The organism is Massilia oculi, from assembly GCF_017582745.1.
Lineage (GTDB): Bacteria > Pseudomonadota > Gammaproteobacteria > Burkholderiales > Burkholderiaceae_D > Telluria > Telluria oculi_A.
Genome location: NZ_JAFVIM010000011.1, coordinates 62,381 through 77,377, shown reverse-complemented (window position 1 = coordinate 77,377; position 14,997 = coordinate 62,381). Strand labels below are relative to the sequence as shown.

Below are 14,997 nucleotides of genomic sequence, written 5' to 3'. Positions count from 1 at the left end.
CGCCGACAACCCTACAGATTCACGAACCCGCGATTGTACAGCCCAACTCAGGGGTAAAGCCACTGCCAGCTCAGCTGCAACTGGCGGTTATTGTACTGAAAGATCGAAATATTCTCGCGATTACGGACTGCCCGTGCCTCCAGCACAACGTTTTGCCGCTTGGCCATCTGGTAAGTGAGCGAGGCGCGCACTACCTGCGTGCGCTGGGCGCGTACCTGGTCGATCAGGAGCTCGGGCGAATAGGCGCTGGCGCTGTCCCAGGTCTGGCGCGTGTAGGCCAGCTCGGCCACCGTGTTCCAGCCGAGCGGCTGGCGCGCGTTCAGGCTCAGGTAGCTGCCATGGCGGTTGCCGCCGGGACGGTCGTCGCGCGCGCGGTCCGACAGCAGGCCGGCGGTGGCGTTGACGCTGAACGAGCCCGTATGGTGAGTGAGCAGGGCGCGCGCCTCGAACATCTCGGAATCGAAGGTCTCGAGCGTGGCGTACTTGGTGAGCGAGGCGGCGCCGATCAGGTGCAGCTGGGTGCGCGGCGGCAGCGGCAGCGGCGGCGTGACCCGCAGCTGGGCCTGGGCCTGGCGCTGGTACAGGTGGCCGCCCATGCCGGACACGCCCAGCGAACCGGTGCCGCGCACCACCCAGCGCCCGAAGCGCCAGGGCGACTCGACGCCGGCGTACAGCGAGGCGGTGTCGTAGTCGCGCAGGCGGTCGTAGCGCCGCCCCTGGAATTGCACGAAGCCCATGGTGCCGTTGGCGGTCAGGTCGCGTACGTAGTCGCCCCCGAGCTGGGTGTACTGGTCGCGCTTGGGGAGAAAATCCTCCAGCAGCGGCAGCTCGAGCTGGCCGTCCGGGCCTTCGACGATGAAGGTCGAATTGCTGGCGCCCTGATTGACGTTGTCGTCGACGCCGCGCGTGACGCTCAATGCGCCCGAGCTGGACGGGGTCCAGGCCATGCAGCCGGTGTCGCGCGCCTCGGCGATCAGTTCCAGGATCTCGCGCGCCGGATCGAAGCGCGTCTCGACGGTGGCGAACAGGCGCTCGGCCTCGTTGGTCTGGCCCAGGCTGCACTGGATCAGGGCCAGGTCGAGCCAGGCGCCGGCGTGCTGCGGCACCATGCCGATCAGGCGCGTCATCTGGTCCGAGGCATCGGTCTTGCGGCCTTCGGCCAGCGATTCCAGGGCTTGCTGGTAGAGCCGCTCTTCGGCGGTCGGCACCGGCGCGGCCGGCCCGGACTGGGCCAGCGCCAGGCCAGGGGCAAACAGGGCCAGTGCCAGGATGTGCATGCGGTTCATGGCGCGCCTTTCGCGAGATCGCGGGGGGCGCCGGAGGCTTGCGGATCGCTTGCGTCGTCCGTAATGGTCATATCGAGGGTAAACAGAGGAGTTGCTCTTTCTTTGCCACGTAGCAAACGCTCGCCCAGGGCGAGAAAACGATGACGCCGGCTGCGGTCGATCGTGCCCGGGCCGATGATGATGTCGTGCGGGAAGTCGCGCGCCACTTGTTCCAGGCGTGCCGCGGTGTTGACGCTGTCGCCGACCGCAGTATAGATGCTGCGGAACGAGGTGCCGAAATCGCCGGCCATCGCGTTGCCGCTTTCGACGCCGATCCGCACCCGCAGCGGCAGGTAACCCTGGCGCACCCGCTCGGCGCTCAGCGCGGCCACGCGGCGCGTCATTTCGCGCGCGGCATCCAGCGCCAGGTCGGCATGCTGTTCCAGGGGAAGGGGCGCGCCCCAGAACGCCATCATGCCGTCGCCGGTGTATTTGTCCAGCGTGCCCTGGTGGGCGATCACCTGGCCGGTGAGGCAGTCGAGGAAATCGCGCGTCAGTTTCGCCGCTTCTTCCACCGGCAGCGACTCGACCTGGGTCGTATAGCCTTCCATATCGGCCACCAGGGTGGTAACGTCGCGCTGGCGCGGGCGCAGCGGATCTTCTTCTTCACTGCGCAGTAGTTGCTCGACCACGGCCGGCGCCACGTACTGGCGCAGGGTTTGCAGCAGGTGGCGCGAGCGGCGCTGGGCCTGGTGCCACTGGTAGGGCACCGCCACCGCCAGCAGGAACAGGTTGGTCGCGAGCGGGCCAACCGGGGCGAAATCGGGATCGTGGCGCACCAGCACATAGGCGAGGGCGAGCCACAGGGCCGAACTCAGACCCAGCAGCGCCACGCCGGCAGCGGCCGACAGGCGCGGGAAGGCCAGGGTGCAGAGCACGATCGAGGCCAGCGCGAACAGGCAGGCGGCCAGGCGACCGGGCCAGGGCGCGGGCAGCTTGCCTTCCTGGCGGTCGAGCAGGGCCGACAGGATCGTGGCCTGGACACCCAGGCCGGGGCGGCTGGCGGCGAGCGGGGTCGAGACGCGGTCGCCCATGCCCAGCGACGACGAGCCGATCAGCACCAGGCGAGCGCTGGCGCTGGAGGGCACGATGCGCTGCGCCAGGATGTCGGCCGCGCTCACCACGGTATAGGCGCGCCAGTCGCGGCGATAAGGGATGCGCATCAGGCTGTCGTCGGGCAGCGCCAGGGGCGGCTTGCCGCTGCAGCAATCGAGCAGGGCAAGGCCGAGGGCGGGGTACTGCTTGCCGGCGAACTGGGTTACCAGGGGAATGCGGCGCAGCGAGCCGTCGGGGTCGGGGATGAAGCCGATGGCGCCGATATTGGGCGCCGCGGCCAGCGCCGGATAATTGCCGACGTAGCCGGTGGCCGGTACGCCGTCGCGATAGCGGGTACTTGCTCCACCCAGGTTGCCGTCGCGCACCGGCTGCGGGCGGTTGCCGGCGAAATCGAAGTCGAAGGCCTGGGCCGGCACCAGCGGGCCGTGGGCCGCCAGCAGGGCCAGTCGGTCGTCGCCTGCATCGTCTTTGCTGTTCGATGGCAGCACGATGTCCAGCGCCACGCCCCGCGCCGCGTATTCGGCCAGCAGGATCTCGACCAGGTGGGCCAGGCGCTCGCGCGGCCATGGCCACGGGCCGAGCTCGGCCAGCGATGCCTCGTCGATGTCGACCACCAGGATGCGCGGTTCGGGATCGTCGCTTACTTGCAGCCGCAGGAAGGCATCGCGCAGCCATTCGTTCGGCAGGAAAGACACCTGGTTCAGGGTGGTACGGGTCCAGATGTTGTCAGCAAGCGACAATGGCGCGACGATCGCGTACTGCGACCACAAGGTAACCATGAAGGCAAGCGCGGCGATGATCCAGCGTCCGCGGGGCCGTGCTTGGGTGTTAGGTTGCGCCACGCGCTACTCGTTGGTTGTAACGACAGTTGAATAAGGCAGCAAGTATATCGTCAGGGTTGCTTAGATGCATTGTTTATTTGGAAATTGAACAAACTATGTTGCAACTATTTGGTGTGCCGTTCATATAAAATGTGACGTCCGTCACAGAGCCTTGTCTTGGCAACACGGTACAGTGGAAAGGAAAGGGGATCCATCTTGCATAAATTACTCATTACCGCAACGCTCGCATGCGCCGCGCAGTTCGCTCATGCTGCCGAGGCGGGCAAGATCATCTTCGTCGCCGGGGCCGCCAAGGCCGGCGACCGTCCCGCCGTGGAAGGCGCCCGGGTCGAGGAGGGGCAGATGCTCACGACCGGCGCCGACGGCTATATCTATGTGAAGACGGCCGATAATGGCCTGTTCATCCTGCGTCCGCAGACGCAGGCGCGCATCGTCACCTACCACATCGATCAGCGGAACCCGGCCAATACCAAGGTCAAGTTCGAGCTGATCAGCGGGACCGCGCGCAGCCGGTCGGGCGATGCGGTCAAGCATGCGCGGCAGAATTTCCGTTTTAATACGCCGGTTGCCGCCATTGGCGTGCGCGGGACTGATTTTACCGTTGTGACCGATAGCGATACGTCGCGCGTGTCGGTATTTTCTGGCGGTGTGGTTGTCAGTGGCTTTGCTGGTGGTTGCCGTCCAGAAGGGGCTGGGCCGTGCGAAGGGGCGCTGAGCCGTGAACTGAGTGCGGCGCAGCGTGGGCAGTTGCTGCAGGTTACCCGCGGACAGGCCGCGCCGCAAATGGTCGAGGCTGGTTCGGAAGGGCCAAGCCAGGCTGCGCCGCGTTCGGATGAGCCGTTGAGCAAGAATGGCAGTGGCCAGCCAAACGTCAGTGTGGAAGCCGCGAAGAATCTCGGCCTGGTGGCGGCGATCGACAAGGCCGGGCCGCCAAGTGGTAATCCGCCGCCAGCGCCCAACCCCGGGACGAACCCCAATCCCGACACGACGCCGATTCCAGTTCCAACTCTTCCTGTCGATCCGCCAGTGGTCGTTGTGCCTGATCAGCCAGACAGCCGTATCGTATGGGGCCGCTGGCAGCGCGTGGATGCAACACCAGCGCCGCTCAACTACTCGGTCGAGAGCGACAAGAACAAGTTGATCGCGTTGAATGGCTACTTTGCGCTGTTCCGTACCCCCGGTAAGGACTACGTGACGCCTAATAATGGCAGTGTGGGCTTCACACTGCGCGGCAGCGAAGCTTATGTGATTACTGAGTATGGTGGTGGGAATACCCTCACCAGCAAAGCATCGCTGTCGAATGGTTCCTTGAAAGTCGATTTTGGAAACAGAAGCTTTGTGACCAATATGGATCTCAATACTAGTAGCGATGTGGTCAAGCTTCGAGGCGAGGGGAAGGTTCTGGATGACGGCCGGATGTACGGTGATTCTGCCGGCCGCTACGGTTATCTGAATATTCAGGGCTTACTCAGCAATGAGCGAGGGCCGTCCGGGACTGCTGCGACCATTTTTGACGGTCGTATCGATGAGCGCAGACGAGTAAATGGTGGTGCAACCTGGCGTTGATAATTTCTTGTCGTATTTAAAAAACCGGGGCCTTCCCCGGTTTTTTTATCGCTCATAGGGACGACCGAATTATGCGAGGCAACCACAAAATGTATATTTTGTTTCGGTATGTAACAAACATGCTTATGTGATTTATGCGAAGACTTGCGTGTAAATTGGTGAGAATTAAGGGGTATACATACTTCATTGTGGTGAGTGAAAGTCGGATTTGTACCGATTTTGTAATTTTCTCGAAAAACTTTGTCGGGTTTGTGATCGCCGTCACACATCAGCTCGCTAGCGATCTGTCATGATGCGGTCCGTTGGGCTTACAGGGGTGAATCTACCTCCTGCAACATTGATTCAACATTTCGATCGATCGATCTTTTATTTGGAGTTATACATGGCAATCGTCGCTACCCACGTCGCAGCAGTCCAAGAACTGTACGTTGCATACTTCGGCCGTCCTGCTGACCCAGCAGGCCTGGACTACTGGACCAACGTCGTTGAAGCCCAAGGTGGCTCGACCACCGCTGTGTCGGCATCGTTCTCCGCTCAGCCTGAATACATCGTCGCCTTCTACCAGAAGACCCCGGCCCAGATCGTTGACCAGATCTACTCGAACATGTTCGCACGTGGCACCTCGACCACCGACGGCCGTTCGTACTGGGTCGACCTGCTGAGCAAGGGCACCGTGTCGGTCAGCACCATCGTTGCTGAAGTCGCTAAAGGCGCCCAAGGCACCGACGCTGAAGCCGTCGAGAACAAAGTTGCTGCTGCTACCGCCTTCACCGCAGCCCTGGATACCGCAGCTGAGCAAGCTGGCTACGCTGGCGCCGACTCCCTGAACCTGGCCAAGGCATTCATCGCTGGTATCACCACCGACGCGACCCTGGAGTCGGCAATCGCTCCTGCCGCACTGAACGCTACCGTCGCTGGCGTCGTCAAGGCTGGCACCCCGTTCAGCCTGCAATCGGCTATGACCGAACTGCGCGCTGCTAACAAGGAACAGGCTGATTTCCTGAAAGAAAACGACCTGACCAAGCTGAACGCACCTACCGAACTGCAGGGCGACATCACCGCCGCAGCAGCTCCGATCGACGCTGTGGTCACTGGCTTTGCAGCAAATAACGGCAAACCAGCTGTGCAAGCTGCTCTGCTGGCTCAGGCTGAAGCCGATATGGCCGCAACCCTGACCACCGAGCGCGGCGAACTGGCAGCTGCTCGTGCAGCAGCCAACACCGCTGGTGTTCTGGCTCGCGCCGACAACCTGGCAGCTGCAACCACTGCAGCCAAGTCGGCAGCTGACGCACTGGTCGTGGCTGGTCGCGTCGAAGACGCAGCTGTTGCAACCGTTGAGGCACGTGCTGGCGGCACCCGCGAAGTCACCCTCGTGACCGACACCACCACTGGCAAGCTGACCAGCGTGACCATCGACCCAGCAGCTGGTGCGACCAGCCCTGACGACGTCACCCTGATCCGCGTGAATTCCACTACCGGTGCTCTGTCGCTGGCCCCTGGCGTGACCGAAGCTGCCTACCCAGGCGTGACCGCACTGATGACCGCAATTCGCGATCACCAAGATGCAGTCCTGCTGGACACCACCGCTAAGGCCACTCTGAGCAACGCTCAAGCCGAAGTCACGAAGCTGTCCGCTGACGAGCAAGCACTGGTGGGCAATGTCGCTACCGAGACCACCCAAGTTGCAGCGGCCCAGAAAGCAATCACCGATCTGGACAAGCTGGTTGTCAAGTGGGAAGCTGCTGTCGCTCTGCAGGCTGAGTACAAAGTCATCACCGACGCTGTGGATGCTGCTACCAAAGCCTTCGAAGCCAACGGCTACGTCGCACCGGCTCCGCTGGATAACGCTGTCGTCGGCGCTACCTCGGCATCGGACATCTTCATCCTGGGTACCGCAACTGCCACCACCCTGACCGGCTTTGGCGCTAGCGGTAACGATTCGATCTTCGTCGGCACCGAGTACAAGCTGAACGCCGGCGCCCTGAGCACCGGCGACGACGCAGCTCTGGAAGTGTTCTTCGTCCAGAACGGCGGCCGTGCCGAGATCCACGTCGAAACCAAAGCCTACGGTTCGGACAGCGGCGACGTCAGCGTCATCACCCTGGTGGGTGTCGATGCAACCGACCTGCAACTGAACAACGGCGTGATCACGCTGAACCCGAACGCCTAATGTGATGCCCGCCTAGCGGGCTCGCAGTAAGCACTAAGAACCCGCCACCGCAAGGTGGCGGGTTTTTTTACGCCTGTAGCGGCTGTACGACTGTCTTGTGGTCAAAGTGATCATAATTTGTGATGAGAATCACAAAAAGCTATGGATTTGCGTCATAATGGGCGCGCTGAACAGGAACTTGAAATAGGGAAACTGTTGAGCCGGATCGAGGACCCTCGATACCACTGTCTTTTGACCACAGGCCATGAAAAAACTGCTAAACGAAAAAAACGAGATCGAGCGCGCTCTACTAGCCTTCAAGAGCACCTTCATCACGATCGGCGTGTTCAGTGCGATCATCAATCTGTTGATGCTCACCCCCTCTATCTACATGCTCCAGGTGTATGACCGCGTGCTCGCCAGCCGAAACGAGATCACCCTGTTGATGCTGACGCTGCTGATGCTGGGCGCATTCCTGTTCATCGGCACGCTTGAAGTAGTCCGTTCTTTCGTGCTGGTTCGTGTTGGCGCCAAGTTCGACATGATGTTGAACAAGCGTGTCTACACTGCAGCCTTCGAGCAGAACCTGAAACAGGCTGGCGGCAATGCCGGTCAAGCCTTGAGTGACCTGACCAACCTGCGTCAGTTCCTGACCGGGAATGCGCTGTTCGCCTTCTTCGACGCGCCATGGTTCCCGATCTATTTGATCGTCATCTTCCTGTTCGAACCTGCGCTCGGCTGGTTTGCCCTGGGTGGCACGCTGATCCTGGTCGTACTGGCCATCGTCAATGAACGCGTTACCCGCGCGCCCCTCTCCGAGGCCAACACGATGGCGGTCACCGCCAGCACGATGGCAACCAACAACCTGCGCAATGCCGAAGTCATCGAGTCGATGGGCATGCTGCCGAACCTGATGGGACGCTGGTTCAAGACCCACGGAAAATTCCTGTCGCTGCAGGCGGATGCGAGCCAGAAGGCTGGCTCGATTGGCGCCGCCACTAAATTTGTCCAGAGCGCACTGACTTCGCTGGTGCTGGGTTTCGGCGCTTTGCTGGTTTTGGAAAACAAGATCACCCCAGGCATGATGATCGCCGCCTCGATCCTGGTCGGCCGTACGATGCAACCGGTCCAGCAGGTGATTGGTGTGTGGAAGAGCTGGAGCAGCACCCGCAGTGCCCACGAACGCCTCACGAAGCTGCTCGAGACCAATCCTGCGCGTTCAGCCGGCATGGAACTGCCAAAGCCAAAAGGTACCCTGACCGTCGAAGCGGTGACCGCTGCGCCTCCGGGCAGCAATGCACCGATCGTGCGTAACGTCAGCTTTGGCGTTGCTCCTGGCGACGTGGTCGGCGTCATCGGACCGAGCGGTTCGGGTAAGTCGACTCTGGCTCGTCTGCTGGTGGGTGTCTGGCCTGCAATGATGGGCAAGGTCCGCCTTGACGGCGCTGACATCTATCAGTGGAACAAGGCCGAACTGGGTCCGAGCATCGGTTATCTGCCGCAAGACATCGAATTGTTCAGCGGTACCGTCAGCGAGAACATTGCACGTTTCGGCGAAGTCAATGCCGAGAAGGTGGTCGAAGCCGCCCAGCGCGCCGGGGTGCATGACATGATCCTGCGCCTGCCGAAAGGCTACGATACGCCGCTTGGCGATGGTGGCGCCGGCCTGTCCGGCGGACAGAAGCAGCGCCTGGGCCTGGCCCGCGCGATGTATGACGATCCATCCCTGATCGTGCTGGATGAACCCAATTCGAACCTGGATGAAGTCGGCGAGCAGTCGCTGGTGGCGGCGGTGCTGGAGTTGCGCCGGCGCGGCAAGACCATCGTGCTGATCACGCATCGTCCGAGCGTCCTGAGCGCGACCAACAAGCTGTTGATGATGAAGGATGGCGGCGTGCAGGCTTTCGGCCCGACCCAGCAGGTGCTGGCGGCCATCCAGGAAGCGAACAAGAAGGCTATCGAAGCTGCGCAGGAACGCGCGGCGGCAGCGTCGCCAAGGCGCCGCATACGCACCGAGGAGGCAGCGACTGACGCGGCTCCCGGGCAGACCCCTGACATGAAAGACAGTGCCGCCACGCCAGCGGCCACGCCAGCCGCAGCGCCGGCGACTACTGGAGAATCGAACTGATGAAGCTGGTGAAGAAAGATGCGGCCGAAGTCATCGCACACGACGTGACGCCGCTTGAAGTGCAGACCGATGCCCGTGCATTCAGCCGGATCGGCTGGATCGTCGTGTTGCTGGGATTTGGCGGCTTCCTGTTGTGGGCGCTGTTCGCGCCACTCGACAAAGGTGTGCCCCTGTCCGGCACCGTGGCCACGGAATCGAATCGACAGGCCGTTCAGCACCAGACCGGCGGCACGGTCCAGGAATTGCTGGTACGTGATGGCGATGTGGTCAAGAAGGGTCAGGTGCTGGTGCGCATGAATCCGATCACGGCCCAGTCGGCGTATGAGGTTGCAGAAGCATCCTATCTGTCGGCACTGGCGAACGTTGCGCGCTTGACTGCGGAGCGTGACGGCCTGAAGACGATCAAGTTTCCGGAAGAGCTCGAAAAGCGTCGCGCGGAACCGCGCGTGAGCGAATTGATGACGTTGCAGAACCAGCTGCTGATGTCGCGCCAAAGCTCGTTGCAGAACGAGATGGCTGGTGTCGACGCCAGCATCGAAGGCCTCAAGATGCAAATCTCCGGCCTGCAGGAATCGCGCGACAGCAAGAAGGAGCAGGTCGAATTCCTGAAAGAACAGCTGGGCGGCATGCGTGACCTGGCGAAAGAAGGCTACGTCGCCCGCAACCGCCTGCTCGACCTGGAGCGCACCTATGCTCAGTTGGGCGGCGCAATTTCGGAAGACATCGGCAATATCGGCCGCTCGCAGCGCCAGGTGGTCGAACTGACCATGCGCCGCGCGCAACGGCAGCAGGACTACCAGAAAGAAGTGGGTGCCCAGCTGTCCGATTACCAGCGCGAAGCCGAGAGCCAGGCCGCGCGCCGCGCAGCCCAGCATTTTGAACTGTCGAATGCCGAGGTCCGGTCTCCAGCGGACGGTACCGTGGTTGGCCTGGCGGTGTTCACCAACGGTGGCGTGGTGCCGCCCGGTTTCAAAATGATGGACATCGTTCCTAGCAATGCTCCGCTGATCGTCGACGGCCAGCTGCCTACTAACCTGGTCGACAAGGTGCATTCGGGCCTGCCGGTCGAGCTGATCTTCTCGGCATTCAACACCAACAAGACGCCGCACATCGATGGCGAGCTGTTGTACATCTCGGCCGACCGCAGCGTCGATGAGCGTACCGGCGCGCCGTACTACAAGGTGCACGTGAAAGTGACGCCGGAAGGCGAGAAGAAGATCGTCGGCCACAAGATGGACATCCGTCCCGGCATGCCGGTCGAGCTGTTCGTCAAGACCGGCGAGCGCACCATGATGAGCTACCTGCTCAAGCCGATCATGGACCGTGCCCACTCGGCGCTTAGCGAGGAGTAAGCCATGGCCCTCACGACCAAGCTCCGCTTGCGCGGCCTGGCAGCGGGCGCGCTGCTGGCCGCTGGCCTGTGCATGACCGGTGGCGCCAGTGCGATCACCCTGGAGGAGGCCTACCAGGCCGCGCTCAAGCATGACCCGGTGTTCCGCATGCGTTATTACGAGAACGAGAGCGGCAAGGAAAACGCGATCCTGGGCCGTTCGCAGCTGCTGCCGAGCGTTGTGGCAAGCCATACGATCAACCAGAACCGGGTCGACCGCGAGTACATCAGCAGGGATGTCCTGGGCCGAGAGCAGTTGATTCAGGATTACCCGAAATACCTGAGCCGCTCCTCGGTCGTACAGCTGCGCCAGTCTCTGTTCAATATGGACGCGATCCAGCGCTACCGCCAGGGCAAGGTGCAGAGCGCCCAGGCCAAGGAAGCCTATGAGGCGGGCGCTGACGAAGTCTCGGTGCGCCTGGTCAGTACCTATATGGATGCCTTGTTCGCCGAGGACCAGCTGGCGCTCGCACGTGCCCAGCGCGACATGCACAGAGAGCAGCAGAAGGTGAACCAGTTCCTGTTCGAGCGAGGTGAGGGAACCCGCACCGATATGCTGGAAACCCAGGCCCGGCTCGATGTGGCCGAAGCCGCGCTGGTCGAAGCTCAAGACAATGTGACCGCGGTACGCAATACGCTGGCCGGCGTGATTGGCATGGATCCAGGTACGCTCGACCAGATCGGCGCGAACTTCCGGCCGGTTACGCTGGACGTCACCACGTACGAGGAATGGCAGCAATTAGCGCTGCGCCAGAACAACACTCTGGCGGCGTCGCGGCTGGCGGTGGAAAACTCGCGGCTCGAGATTGGCCGCAACAAGGCGGGCCACCTGCCGCGCGTCGACCTGGTCGCTTCCTACGGCAAGAACCTCAGCGAGACCTTGAGCGTGGCAGGTCAGGACACGCTCAACCGCTCGATCGGCCTTCAGGTGAATATACCGATCTATTCGGGCGGCGCGATCAGCGCACAGACGCGCCAGGCTGCGGCCAGCTATGGCCGCGCCCAGGCCGAACTCGATGCCCGCACCAACGAGATCATGGTCGAGCTGCGCCGCGCCTACGATCTTGTGCAGAGCAGCGGTCGCAAGATCGATGCCCTCGTCAAGGCGGTCGATTCGGGCAAGGAACTCGTCAAGGCGACCGAGCAAAGTATCAAGGGAGGGGTGCGTATCAACCTCGACCTGCTCAACGCCCAGTCGCAGTTGGTGACCACCCAGCGTGACCTGGCCCAGGCACGCTATTCGTATCTCGTAGGCTTGATGCGCCTGCGCGCCGCATCCGGCACCATGGCGCCGGATGCCATCCGCGAGATCGCCGCGTTCTTCCGCTGATCTCCATGCCAGCCGCCTGCCCAAGCAGGTGGCTGCATAGCGCCCCGATCCTCACGTGGGCGCCGTAATTTCACATAACTCGCAGCAATCTTCGTTATCTAGCTCTCAAAAGACGTGATTTCCTTCATGTCGACCGAGCTGTGCGCCGCTAATTACTCATTTTGAGTAATATCAAATCACCAATTAATAGCGGAGGTAAGCATGGCAATCGCCGAACTCGATATCCAAGAACTGTACGTCGCGTATTTCAATCGTCCGGCCGATGTCGCCGGGCTGGAATACTGGAAGGATGCGCTGGACGCCAACCCGGATGCGCTGAATGAACTCTCGCGCTCGTTCTCGACATCGGATGAATACCGCGACACCTATGCCGGCATGGACAACCGTGCGGTGGTGAGCGAGGTTTACATGAACCTGTTCGGTCGCGAGGCCGAGTCCGCAGGCGTGGACTACTGGGCCAATCTACTCGATAACAAGATGATCACCATCGACAACGTGGTGACCCAGATCGCCGACGGCGCCGAGGGGCAGGATGAGATCGCCTTCAAGGGCAAGATCGCCGCCGCGACCCTGTTCACGGATCGCCTGGATGAGCCACATGAGCAGGCCGCCTATGCCGGCCCTGGCAACGATATCGCGGCCGAATTCCTCGCCACGATCAAGGACCTGTCGTCGGCCGCCGACGCACTCGACACCGAAGTGGTCGACGCATGGATCGACCGCATCGTGGACGCGCATACTGCCGGTGAAACCGCGCTGGTGGGCGTGCAGACCGGCGTCGAACTGCCGGTAGCCTGAAGAATGCGCGGCGTCGACGCCGCGCAAGAAATGAATCCGGCGCCGCAGCGCGCCGGTATGAACGGCGTCAGGCCGCCGCTTGGTCAGGCGCAGTCACATCGGACGCACCCTGCACCGGCTTGCCCGCGCAATGCGGGCACGACACGCCCACTACATACTCGGGCGAGAGCTGCTGGCGTGGCGTTACCACGGCGCGGCAGGCGAAGCACTGCGCGGTCTCGGTCGGTTCCAGTTTCGGGTTGAGCGCGGTGCGGTAGTCGAACACGAAGCAATCGCCCGTGTAGTGGTCGCCGCCCACTTCCTCGAAATACTTCAGGATGCCGCCTTCCAGCTGGAATACGCGGTCGTAGCCGATTTCCTTCATGTGGATCGCCGCTTTTTCGCAGCGGATGCCGCCGGTGCAGAAAGTCACCACGGTCTTGCCGGCCAGCTCGTCCTTGTGCTCGGCCGCGACGGCCGGGAACTCGGTGAACTTCTCGATGCGGTAGTCGAGCGTGTTGTTGAAGGTGCCCACGTCCACCTCGAAGGCATTGCGGGTTTCCATCATGACGACTTCGACGCCGTCGTCGTCATGACCCTGGTCGAGCCAACGCTTGAGGGTAGGGGCATCGACCACCGGCGCGCGGCCCAGTTCCGGCTTGATCAGCGGCATGCGCATGGTGATGATTTCTTTCTTGATCTTCACCAGCATGCGCTTGTGCGACTGTTCGGCCGACAGGCTTTCTTTCCATTCCAGGTCGGCCAGGCGGGCATCGCTGCGCACCCAGGTCAGATACTGGTCGATATGTTCGCGCGTACCAGACAGGAACATATTGATGCCTTCCGGCGTCAGCAGCACGGTCCCCTTCAATCCCAGCGCGTTGCACAGGTCCTGGTATTGCGGGCGCAATTCTTCCAGGTTGTCGAGCGTGATGAATTTATAGGCGGCGATGTTGACGTACTGAGTTTCGGAGGACATGGTCGTAGGCCTTGCAAAGGCGGTTGAAAAGACAGGGCGATATTATAAGTCAGCATGCAGCGTCTACCGCATGGCGCTGGTATTTTCACGACAGTGCACCCATCCGTGGCCGGCCACAAATACACCGGCCATTTCACAACAGTAACGCTACAATGCTTGCCTTTGATAACGAGGCACAGCATGCAGTCGCTGAACATCGGGTACAACCCACGAATCGACCAGTTGCGCTGGCTCGCGGCCACGCTCGTGTTCCTGTTTCACTTCCACCTGGAATATCGCGGCCTTGGCGGCACCGGCTTGAGCTCGCCGTGGGCGGCGCTGATCATCGAAGGCCATACCGGCGTGGGCCTGTTCTTCACCCTGTCGGGCTTCCTGTTCATGCTGATCGCGCTGCACCAGCGCCAGATCGTGTATGCCGACTTCTTGCGCAACCGCCTCTTGCGCATCATGCCGCTGTACCTGGTGATCTTCCTGGTCGCCACCTCGATCGGGCGCGACAAGTTCCAGCCGGCCGACCTGCTGTACCTGTTCGCCACCAACCTCGGCCTGGCGCCGACGTCCGGCACGCCGATCACCGGCGCGGCCTGGACCATCTCGCTCGAATTCCTGTTCTATATGGTGTTCCCGTTCCTGGCGCGCTTTGCCATGGAAAGCGGCATCCGCTACCTGATGGGCTGGCTGGTGCTGCTGCTGTTCTTCAAGGCGGCCGCGTTCACCGTCAACACCAACAGCACGCTGATGTATTTCAGTACCTTCGTCGGCCGCTTCGACCAGTTCATCGTCGGCATGATCGCCGCCATGGTGTATGCGCGCCACGGCGCGCTCCTGCAGCGCGTCGCGCCCTTGCTGGTGCCGGCGTCGATCGCGCTGGTGATGTGGGATACGGCGTTGATGCACCGGCTGGCAAGTTTCGGCAGCGTGCCGCATTCGCCGTTCTGGATCGGCTGGTCGCTGCTCGAAAGCGCGGGCTGGGCCCTCTTGATCCTCGGCTGGACCGCCTTCAGGCCACGCCTGCCCGGCGTGGTGGAGCGCGTGCTGACGCATGGCGGCAAGATCAGCTTCTCGTTCTATCTGCTGCACATGGCGCTGCTGCATCTGCTGGCCACCCAGGTCGGGACGGTACGGCCGTTTGCCATTGGTTGGCTCGACGCCCTGTTCATGATTGTCGTCACTTACGCGGCGACCTGGGCGCTGGCAACGCTCAGCTACCACATCGTCGAAGAGCCATTCTTGCGCATGCGCCGCCGATATGGCGCGGCAGCGGCCAAGGCGTCGGCCACGGTGGCAGGATGATATTGCGGAAAAAGTGATACTTATTTCATTTTAGCTAAGACACAATTACGTAATTACATAGTATTTTAATATCTTTATGTAGGAAAAACCCTACAGAACCGCAAAAAGCAAAAAATATTTCCAGTTCGCAATTACATTTGGATACATACTGATTATGCATGG

Annotated in this window: 10 protein-coding genes; 7 read left to right on the top strand and 3 right to left on the bottom strand. The window is 61.7% G+C overall.

Features of this window, described 5'->3' with window-relative positions:
• Positions 1 to 47: 47 nt before the first annotated feature.
• Positions 48 to 1,286, bottom strand: a complete 1,239-nt coding sequence (locus J3U95_RS14350; protein ID WP_229519841.1) for a tetratricopeptide repeat protein — start codon at positions 1,284 to 1,286, stop codon at positions 48 to 50.
• Positions 1,283 to 3,223, bottom strand: a complete 1,941-nt coding sequence (locus J3U95_RS14345) for a CHASE2 domain-containing protein (RefSeq protein WP_370662073.1) — start codon at positions 3,221 to 3,223, stop codon at positions 1,283 to 1,285. The genes J3U95_RS14350 and J3U95_RS14345 overlap by 4 nt, the downstream gene beginning before the upstream one ends.
• Before the next feature lie 195 nt (positions 3,224 to 3,418).
• On the opposite strand from J3U95_RS14345, the gene J3U95_RS14340 reads away from it, so the two are divergent.
• The 6 genes from J3U95_RS14340 (at position 3,419) to J3U95_RS14315 (ending at position 12,584) form a co-directional block, all read left to right on the top strand.
• Entirely contained in the window at positions 3,419 to 4,789 is a 1,371-nt protein-coding gene (locus J3U95_RS14340) for a FecR family protein (RefSeq protein WP_208279242.1), read from the top strand.
• Between the two features lie 382 nt (positions 4,790 to 5,171).
• Positions 5,172 to 6,959, top strand: a complete 1,788-nt coding sequence (locus J3U95_RS14335) for a hypothetical protein (protein WP_208279241.1) — start codon at positions 5,172 to 5,174, stop codon at positions 6,957 to 6,959.
• A gap of 244 nt (positions 6,960 to 7,203) precedes the next feature.
• Entirely contained in the window at positions 7,204 to 9,066 is a 1,863-nt protein-coding gene (locus J3U95_RS14330) for a type I secretion system permease/ATPase (RefSeq protein WP_208279240.1), read from the top strand.
• Positions 9,066 to 10,418: an HlyD family type I secretion periplasmic adaptor subunit gene (locus J3U95_RS14325; RefSeq protein WP_208279239.1), complete on the top strand. Its 1,353-nt coding sequence runs from the start codon at positions 9,066 to 9,068 to the stop codon at positions 10,416 to 10,418. The genes J3U95_RS14330 and J3U95_RS14325 overlap by 1 nt, the downstream gene beginning before the upstream one ends.
• Before the next feature lie 3 nt (positions 10,419 to 10,421).
• The gene (locus tag J3U95_RS14320; RefSeq protein WP_208279238.1) at positions 10,422 to 11,786 is read left to right on the top strand and encodes a TolC family outer membrane protein; all 1,365 of its coding nucleotides are present in this window, start codon (positions 10,422 to 10,424) and stop codon (positions 11,784 to 11,786) included.
• 201 nt (positions 11,787 to 11,987) lie between these two features.
• Positions 11,988 to 12,584, top strand: a complete 597-nt coding sequence (locus J3U95_RS14315) for a DUF4214 domain-containing protein (RefSeq protein WP_208279237.1) — start codon at positions 11,988 to 11,990, stop codon at positions 12,582 to 12,584.
• Positions 12,585 to 12,651: 67 nt separating this feature from the next.
• On the opposite strand, the gene J3U95_RS14310 is transcribed toward J3U95_RS14315, so the two are convergent.
• Positions 12,652 to 13,542: a sulfurtransferase gene (locus J3U95_RS14310; protein WP_208279236.1), complete on the bottom strand. Its 891-nt coding sequence runs from the start codon at positions 13,540 to 13,542 to the stop codon at positions 12,652 to 12,654.
• Between the two features lie 180 nt (positions 13,543 to 13,722).
• Between J3U95_RS14310 and J3U95_RS14305 the strand changes: the two genes are divergently transcribed.
• Positions 13,723 to 14,835: an acyltransferase family protein gene (locus tag J3U95_RS14305; protein WP_208279235.1), complete on the top strand. Its 1,113-nt coding sequence runs from the start codon at positions 13,723 to 13,725 to the stop codon at positions 14,833 to 14,835.
• Positions 14,836 to 14,997: the final 162 nt, after the last annotated feature.